This window comes from Bacillus cereus ATCC 14579 (assembly GCF_000007825.1).
Lineage (GTDB): Bacteria > Bacillota > Bacilli > Bacillales > Bacillaceae_G > Bacillus_A > Bacillus_A cereus.
The window spans coordinates 2,389,835-2,399,371 of the sequence record NC_004722.1 but is presented as its reverse complement, the minus strand read 5'-3'; the positions used below and the strand labels follow the sequence as shown (position 1 = coordinate 2,399,371).

Below are 9,537 nucleotides of genomic sequence, written 5' to 3'. Positions count from 1 at the left end.
TTACACCCTCTTTTTTGTTAATTTAAGTAATACTTTGCTTAAGCTTTCTTCCGTAAGATCCTCTGCATCAGCAAAATCTGATACCGTAAAAGCAGACTCTGTTGTTGGTTTATTTATAAGTTGACGGAGATGCCTTAACATACCATCTGCTATCACTTGAATTTTTAATTTAGAAAACTGTTCCCTACTATACATCCAAATAAAATGTAACTTTTCATCTTTCACCATTCCGATAACTTCAATTAGATGAGATGGTTTGGAATCTGGAGCATGATCTAAAAATGTAAATCCTGTCTCTTGCATAAACAAAGAGTCCCTTGAAAACACCTGATCAAATTGGCCCAAATAGTTAAAGCTTATTGAAGGCTTTTGCTGATAAAACGGAAGTAATCCTTTATTCAAGTAACGTAAAATACCATAGTCAACTCCGCGATTTGGAATTCGACGTAATTGTTCTTTGACAGCCTTTAACCCTTCAATAGGTGTCTGAGTTCCTTGAAAATTGAGATGAACGGGATAAATACTCGTGAACCAGCCCACTGTCCTTGATAAATCAATACCTTCAATCATCTCTTCTCTTCCGTGTCCTTCTAGATGAATAGAAACGGTTTGCTGATTTATACAATCAACGATAGCTTGTCCTAATGCCGTTAATAGTACCTCATCAATCCTTGTCTTATGAGTGACTAGAACTTCGTGTAACAATGTTTGTGTTTCTTCTATTCCTAAAGTCCTCTTCACTTGATCAATCGATTCTTCTGTTGTTTCTTGTATTGGATAGTCCATTGGAATTTTCATCGTTTCTTTTTCTACTTGTTCATTCCAATAATTTTGTACTTCTTTTGAAATCCCCGAATCACTGTATGTCTGGAGTCGTTCAGACCACTCTTTAAAAGATGTACTTTTCGCAGGTAAGCGAACTTCTTGACCTTGTTTCATCTGGTTATATACCACCTGTAAATCTTCCAATAGAATCCTCCATGACACTCCATCTACTACTAAATGATGAATCACCCAGAATATTCGATCATTTCCAGTCAAGTTATCTTCAAAGTACACTACTCTCATTAACGGACCAGTAACTAAATTGAAACTAGCTTGATTAATGTTCATCTCTTCTTGTATTATTTTATTCCACTCTTTTTCATTAACTTGATTACGTTTTACAACATGGAGTACTGACAGCTCATCAGTCCCTTCATTTCTCTGCCTCCACGTTCCGTTTGGTAACTGTTCGTACCGGAAACGTAAAGCATCATGATGTTTCAGTAAATTTAATATCGCTCCCTCTAGTAATTTCACATTCAATCTTTCTTTTACTCTTAAAAGCATTGATTGATTCCAATGCTCTGTATGTGGATGTTCTTGCTCGAAGAACCAGCACTGAATTGGAGTAAGAGGCACATTACCTATCACAATTCCCTGCTCCGCTTGTACTCCCTGCGTTTCTATAGCCACTTGTGCCAGCTCAGCGATAGTTGGGCATTCAAACATTTGCTTTGGAGTAAGTTTTAACCCCACTTGACTTGCTTGAGATATGATTTGAATACTGAGAATCGAGTCGCCACCAATTTCAAAGAAATTATCATAGATTCCCACCTTTTTAACACCTAATACTCGCTTCCAAATGGTAGTCAGTATCTGTTCGTTACTATTCCGAGGGCCAACACATTCACTATTAATCTGCTTTTCCTCTGGCATAGGTAAGGCCTCACGATCAACTTTACCGTTAGCTGTAAGTGGAATAGCTTTCATCGCCACAAATCCCGAAGGAACCATATAACTTGGTAGTTTCGCTTTAAGATACTCTCTCCACGCATCTACATTTCCATCTCCTACAACATATGCTACTAATCTTTTATCGCCCGGCTGATCTTCTCTTACAATTACAACTGCCTCTGTTACAGATGCATATGTATGTAAAGTAGACTCAATTTCCCCAATCTCAATTCTGAAACCACGTATTTTAACCTGATGATCAATTCTTCCACGATAATCTAGATTCCCATCTGGCAAATACCTAGCTAAGTCTCCTGTCCGGTATAATCTTGCTTTCGGATTACTACTAAATGGATGAGATATAAAACGCTCTGCTGTTAATTCAGGTCTATTTAAATATCCACGTGCCAATCCTGCTCCACCAATATAAAGTTCACCATCAACACCTATAGGAACAGGTTGTTGATAAGCGTCTAGTATATACACTTCTAAATCGGGAATCCGCTTTCCAATATTACTTCTTGAAGCATGCTGCACATCATCTAAAGTAATTGGATAATATGTAACATGAACTGTAGTTTCTGTAATTCCATACATATTAATTAACTGTGGTTTTTTCTCCCCATACCTTTGAAACCACGGTAACAAGCCAATAGGTTCTAACGCTTCTCCGCCAAATATCACGTAACGCAGCTGCAAATTTTTATTCTTATCTTCTTGTTCACACACTCGTATTAATTGGCGGAATGCGGAAGGTGTCTGATTTAGAACTGTGACTTCTTCCTCCACCAATACTTGATAAAAATCCTTAGGTGATCGACTAATCCAGTACGGAACAACAACTAATTTTCCACCATATAATAACGCTCCCCAAATTTCCCATACTGAGAAATCAAATGCATACGAATGAAAAAGCGTCCAAGTATCTTTTTCATTAAACTGATACAAACAATCCGTCGATTTAAATAACCGTATAACATTGTGATGCTCTATCATAACACCTTTTGGATTTCCTGTTGATCCCGAAGTATAGATCACATATGCCAGATTTTGGGGACCGACACTAGAAACCGGCAAAGTCTTACTTTCTTTCCCAATCTCATCTTGATCACAATCCAGGCAAATCGACTCAACATTTTCTGGTAACCAGTTCAATTCTTTTAAACTTTCTTGCGTTACGAATAACTGAATGCTAGCATCTTCTAAAATATATTGAAGTCGCTGCTCTGGATATGTTGGATCAAGTGGAACATAAGCCCCACCAGCCTTCAAAATTCCTAAAATACCTACAATCATTTCGAGGGAACGTTCAACGCACAGTCCAACTAAAGTATCAGGTCCTACTCCCTTTTTCTGCAGATAATGAGCTAACTGGTTTGCACGTTCATTAAGCTCCTTATAAGTAATTTTTTCTTTTTCATACGTAACTGCAATAGCATTTGGATAAATCATCGCTTGCCGTTCGAACATTTCATGAATAGTTACTTGAGGTGGGACATCCAGTTTAGGATTGTTGAACTCAACTAAACTTTTTCTTTTATCTTCCTCAGAAATGATTTCTATTTCAGCCACCTTCTGCTTTGGGTTTTCAAAAATTTTTTCCAGTATCACTAGCATAACGTTAAAGAATCGTTCTATCTCTTCCTTAGAAAATAGCTCCTCACGATAATCAATATGTACATGTAAAGAGTCTATATCAATTAGATTTTCAATATGAACTGCAAAATCTTGTACTTCTTCACGGTTTGGAATCCATAGTGAGTCACCACTTTCATCACGATCCCTATAATCAATCGTAGTTCCGAAAAGTCTCACATTACTGTTATTCTCTTTATTAATCTGCTTTAATAACAAATCAAATGGATATTTCTGGTGTCTTAATGATTTGCTTTGTTTTCTGGACACTCTACTAATAAATGAAAGTACTTCTTCTTCTGGATCAATATCCATTCTTAAAGGAACTGTACTCACCATCATTCCAATCAATTTTCGTTCCATTTTAGTCATACGGTTGCCGTAAGCCATTCCTAAACCAATATCAAGCGATGAGGTCCACCGATACATGGACAACGAAAAAGCAGCAACAAAAAGAGTATATAAACTATTTTTGTAATCTTCAGAAAATTTTTCTATCTTTCTCTTCAAATGTTCCGTTAATATAAACGTCTCACGTGATGCTTTTGTACTAACTTGGTACGTATTATAAGGCTTCAATCCAGTCACAGATGGCAGTGTTTTAAATTCCTCTAACCAAAATTTTTGATCCTAGTATTCTATAGTGTTACTAAAAAAGTATGTTTGTTCGTTGGTCAGAAATTGAACATATGAATTTTTAATTTCGCCTTCCTCATTCTCGTTATGCATGTCATAATAATATTTTGCAATCTGCTCAGTAAATATTTGAATTGATAAACCATCCATAATAATATGATGAACATTTCCAAAGACTGCACATTCATTATCGTTTAATTTTATTAAAGCGAAATAGTATAAATTTGAATTAAATAATGTAAACGTTTCTTTTGTTTTCTGCTCAATCCATTCCTCAAGCAAATTTGTATTCTCCACATTACTGAAATCAAAAAACTCAAATTCTTGTTCTTCATGTTTAGTAAAATATTGTTTCGGTTCCTGATGCCCATTTTCTTTTAACCTAATGCACAGACCGTCATTTTCACTGATAACGCGATTCACAACTTGGTTTAATTTTGAATAATTCATTTTTCGATGAAGTTTAAATAAAAATCTTAAATTACATATTCCTTTATCAGAATGAACGACTTCTGTATACCATATTCTTCGCTGCGGATGGCTTAATGGATAGCATTCCTCATTGGTCATAAAAATCTTCCCTTCAAAAATTATTTGCTCTTATAGGTTCGTGTTTATGTTTAGCCCATAAATATTTCTGCAGTGAAACTCCAATTACTCCAATAATAACAAGCCCAATCCCTCCATAAACATAGAGTTGAGTTACTCCAAACAAATGCACTAATGGACCACTCATAGCAGGAGAAATAATTAGAACTGCGTTTGTTAAACTGCTTTGTATACCAAATACTCTTCCTACTTGATCTTGATCGGATTCTATTTGTAAAATGACTTGATTAGATACAAGCATCAGCCCACTTCCGATACCAGCGATAAAACTAATTAAATAAGCTAAAACGAAGACCGTACCGGGCGTTATCAAACCAATCCCCCCAAAACCAATTCCCATTAAAACCATACCTCCACATACTACCCAGCCATATTGAAATTGTTTTAATTTCTGAGTTAGTAATGCACCAAGTATTCCGCCAAGACCAATAATAGAAATGATATATCCCATTTTACTTTTATCATGTGGGAATAAGCTCTTAAATAAAGTTGGGAATTGTGAGTCTACTAATTGTAATACCGCCATGGCTATTGTAACGAAAATCATGGTTGATAATATTATCCGATTAGATAACACATAACCCCACCCTTGTACCCAAGCGGTCCAAGTACTTTGTTTTTGCTGTTCAACAAATTCTTTCGATATAGTTTCTTTAAATTTTATTGTGGGTATGAGAACTAAGGTAGCTAATAAACAACTTATAGCTCTTATAATGAGGCAGAACTCTGGTTGAAACCAGCTCAACAACATGCCCCCTATAAGGGGGCCTACTATCTTTGTACCCTGCTCTACTATTCCGTTGATACTTACTGCTTTAGTAAGCAAGTCCGGGGATACAATCTGTCTTGTTAGTGTTTGCTGTGCAGGATAATAGAAAACAATAAAAATGGAACGAATCATTAATGCCACTAAGAGCCAGTGGATATCTTGTACAAATAAAAGAGCAATTGTTATTAGACCAACCATTAGATTACAGAACATCATAATTGGAATTTTTCTAAAACGATCTGCAATAACACCTGCCCATGAGCCAAAAATAATTCCAGGAAGTGCATATGCAACAGGAATCAATCCAATCATAGTAGGATCTACTTCCCATTCAAACCCAACTATAGTCATAATCGCTAACATATCAATAAAAACACCAAGCATAAGCAATGAATAGGCAGAGAAAACTTGTAAATAAACCCTATTTCCTAATAGGCCTTTTGAATCAGTAGTTTTCATAAAAGCAAGCTCCTTAGGTTACTAATATAAACGCTTTTGCGTATAAGGTACCTCTTTATTAAACCTAATTAATCATTATTGACATCTCACCTAGAATTTAACTTCGCCAAAACTCAAACCGGTCTTATTTTTCATATATTTAAAATAGTCAGACAAACGAAAGCGTACCTATTTCTTCATTTTTATATCAACTGTTACAAAATATATCTTTACCTTACACTAATAACAGCTAAACGTTGCCTTAATATAACCCTTTACAGTCGTTTACACATTCAATTCACATCCTTTTTAAAGTTGGCTTTTTTCTATCTCAAATACTATCACACAAATATTTCACCTACTATATTCATAAAGTTGAAATATTTGAATCAGAAAATTCGGATAAAAAACCAAATCCACAAATCATAACAAACTATTATTTATTTATATTTTCATTTTATAGATAGCTTTAACCATAAGGGTATCAAGAATTAAGTTTTTTAATTTTATTAACATAATAGTTTAAAGAGACCGTAAATCCTACTAAACAAAAAAAATATACAATAAAGTATATTTTTTTCTTATCCTACATATTTTCTATGCAAATTAATCCCAATAACTAAAGTTGATAATAAAAATATAATATTACCAATCACTAATGTACTCATAACAAGAATTGAATAATATAGTATTAATACTTCTGCACCTACTACCTATTTTATTTATTGGATATTTATACTTCAAAAAATTACACATCATTCACAATTAGGATACATACCCAAAATATGTTTTGAACGTTTTATTATATTTTAAGATAATATAAAATCAGTTTTTCTATAAGAGAACTTAATTTTTATGTAGTACGAAACTGTTAGTAATACAGTATATACTAATTTAGTTATAAAAACATTTAAAGACCACCTATTTCCATAAGTGATCTTTCTTTGTGATTCTGTATTTGTGCACTACTGTAGAAATATATCGTAGAAACGCTTTGTTTGCTAAATGTTTAGTTCTTTCTATTTACTAAAAAACATAGCTTCATACAATTAATATCATATTCGTTACATTGCAAACTATTATTTTGTCTTCTGTACAGGCAAACTACTAAAAATTAATTCAGCAACTTTTACATATCCTTTTGAGTTTGGATGAATTAAATCCTTAGACCAAAGCGTATTGTCATTAACTAAATGATGATTCCAAAAATCAACATGATGAAGCTTATACTCTCTGCTCAGTGAATGTATAACTTCATTTGCCTCTAATAATTGTTCTTTTATTACTTGTTTTTTTTCAGAAGCAAAAGGAAGCCTAACTGTAAAATCTGGAAGGTTTGCTATAATAATATCAGCCCCTGCTTTACTTAATGTATCTATCATAAATTCCATATCGTTCTTATATGCATCATGATTCCAACGTCCTTTTAAAACATCGTTTGCCCCTGCAATGAGACTAACCAAATCTGGATTAAAAGTTAGCGCCTTTTCCAATTGCTGCGATTGAATTTCTTTAGTTACTAACCCACGCTTTGCAAAATTGGCATATTCTATATCATTTTCACACAGTTGAACAAAATGATCTACCCAGCTTTTTAATGCAATTCCCTCAACTTCATCCCCTATCCCCTCTGTAAAACTATCGCCAATTGCTACAAATCGCTTCCACATATGTATTCCCCCTTTATTGTTAACCATATCTATACTATACAATAGCTCACACCGTAATTGTTATTTCTAAGTGGTTTTCGATTTCAATTATATTCCACTTTACTATATTTACATTTAGAATCTAAAATTGACCGATTCCTAAGTATACTTAGGAATCGGTCATATTCATATATTTACTAAAGAAATAAAATCTATCTAGGAATTATACTTTTTTCAAAAAATTTATTGTTCTTTGTTTTGCCCAGTTGATACATTTCTTTTCGATTAAATGATATGAAACTATAGAAAAAAGTAGTGTCATTACAATGCACAAAGTAAGAAGAAAAAATTACACCCTGACATTCCAAGCTATCCACATAAGAATCTATAGTACTTTGAAATCTTTTGTTTCAAACTAATATTTAGTTGTATCCTATAAAATTAGCTTTTTACTATATCAATCGAACGATCCCACATACCACTAAAAAAAGATCCTGTTTTACGTATAAAACGTGTAAGCCAATTTGCTTGTTCGACATCAGATTTTGTTACAAGGTCTATTTGTAATGATTTACCTGATAAGAAACCAGAATCTGTATTATCTTTAGGAGAGATAATCATTTTACTAATAGTTCCCCCCTCTTTAATAGGCGCTCCTTGTTCCATATTGGATACTTTAAATTCTTTTTTATAAATGTCTTTATTGCCCTTCGGCATTGGAAGTGAAACAGCTTGCTTCGTTTGAACTACTACATCTTTTTCTTTTGCATTTGCCACTCGAACTGTTTCATGTCCTTTTATTACTGAATCTTTTCCGTAGACATTCTTCACTTCAAAATTCGCAAATCCATAATCGTATAATTTCTTTGTTTCATCAAAACGTGCCGTATGAGATTTTGCTTTTATCACTACAGAAATTAGTCGCATACCATTTCTTTCTACTGTACCAGTGAAACAATCTCCCGCTTCTGGAGTAGTTCCTGTTTTCAAACCATCTACACCTTCATATTGCTTAATTAAGCCTTTTAACATCCAGTTAAAGTTCGCCATATCAATTGGATATTTACCACCCTCTTGGAATGTTTTTTTAGGAATTTTTGCTGTATTTAATATTTGGGGGAAATCTTGAATAAGACGTTGTGCTAAAATTGCACAATCCCTTGCAGACATTTTATTTTTCTCTTCTAGAGTTGTCCCTTCTAGATGATATCCTTTTAAATCTTGATTTGTTAAGCCAGTAGAGTTTACAAACTTATAATCTTTCATACCAAACTCTTTTGACTTATCGTTCATCATTTTTACAAAATTGACCTCTTTACCAGCAATCTGTTCAACTAAAGCAATTGTTGCACCATTTGCAGAGTAAATTGCCATTGCCTCATATAACTCTTTTACCGTATAAGAGCCACCATTTTCTAATGGAACATTTGATAGTGAACGATCTTGCGAAATCTTATGTGCATATTCAGAGATTTTAACTTTTTGATCCCATTTAAGTTTTCCTTTATCCACCGCTTCATGAACTAAGTATTCGCTCATCATTTTTGTCATACTAGCAATTGCCAATGATTCATCTGCATTTTTTTCATATAAAATTTTCCCGGAATTTGCTTCTATTAAAATTGCTGATCCTGCTTCAACGTCTATAGCAGGATCTGTTTCCGCTGCTGCTTTTCCAATTGTAACGACCATGCTACAAAATATTGTAAGCACTGTTACTATTGCAATAACTCTCTTGCAAAACATACCTTTCACTTCTGTTACCTCCAATTTCTTTGTACTCAAAAAAAGCGTTATTCTAACATAATCCCGCAAAAAATAGACAGTGTTCTCAAATTGTATATACATATAAAACGTTAGAATCGCTTTCATATAGACCACCTCATCCGACACTTTTAGGTGCGCTAATACTTTGTATTCCCACACATATCCTTATTTTTAATCCCCTTATATTTTTCAAAATGATTCACACTTTCATATTTTTTAGGATTACAGTTAATAGACAATCTAAATAATACATTTGTTCCACATTTACAAAAAAGAAAAAACTACACCCTATACTGGATGTAGTTTTCCTAACTG

4 protein-coding genes and 2 pseudogenes are annotated in these 9,537 nt (G+C 33.6%); all 6 read right to left on the bottom strand.

What is annotated here, in order from left to right; genetic code table 11:
- Window positions 1–3,171 (bottom strand): amino acid adenylation domain-containing protein, encoded by a 3,171-nt coding sequence (locus BC_RS12270; protein WP_432431162.1) that lies wholly within the window; start codon window positions 3,169–3,171, stop codon window positions 1–3.
- Between the two features lie 138 nt (window positions 3,172–3,309).
- A pseudogene (locus tag BC_RS28440) lies at window positions 3,310–4,560 on the bottom strand (condensation domain-containing protein); the annotation flags it as partial.
- 13 nt (window positions 4,561–4,573) lie between these two features.
- Window positions 4,574–5,827 carry an MFS transporter gene (locus BC_RS12265; RefSeq protein ID WP_000858621.1) on the bottom strand — a complete coding sequence of 418 codons (1,254 nt, stop codon included), beginning with the start codon at window positions 5,825–5,827 and terminating at the stop codon, window positions 4,574–4,576.
- Between the two features lie 1,058 nt (window positions 5,828–6,885).
- Window positions 6,886–7,476, bottom strand: a complete 591-nt coding sequence (locus BC_RS12260) for an SGNH/GDSL hydrolase family protein (protein ID WP_000265880.1) — start codon at window positions 7,474–7,476, stop codon at window positions 6,886–6,888.
- A gap of 202 nt (window positions 7,477–7,678) precedes the next feature.
- Window positions 7,679–7,804: pseudogene (locus BC_RS12255) on the bottom strand (acyltransferase family protein); the annotation flags it as partial.
- A gap of 92 nt (window positions 7,805–7,896) precedes the next feature.
- Window positions 7,897–9,210, bottom strand: a complete 1,314-nt coding sequence (locus BC_RS12250) for a D-alanyl-D-alanine carboxypeptidase family protein (RefSeq protein ID WP_011110099.1) — start codon at window positions 9,208–9,210, stop codon at window positions 7,897–7,899.
- Between the last annotated feature and the right edge of the window lie 327 nt (window positions 9,211–9,537).

Coding starts and splice junctions, on each gene's coding strand:
- BC_RS12270 (WP_432431162.1), bottom strand. CDS start 3,171: ATGATTTATCCAAATGCTATTGCAGTTACGTATGAAAAAGAAAAAATT.
- BC_RS12260 (WP_000265880.1), bottom strand. CDS start 7,476: ATGTGGAAGCGATTTGTAGCAATTGGCGATAGTTTTACAGAGGGGATA.
- BC_RS12265 (WP_000858621.1), bottom strand. CDS start 5,827: ATGAAAACTACTGATTCAAAAGGCCTATTAGGAAATAGGGTTTATTTA.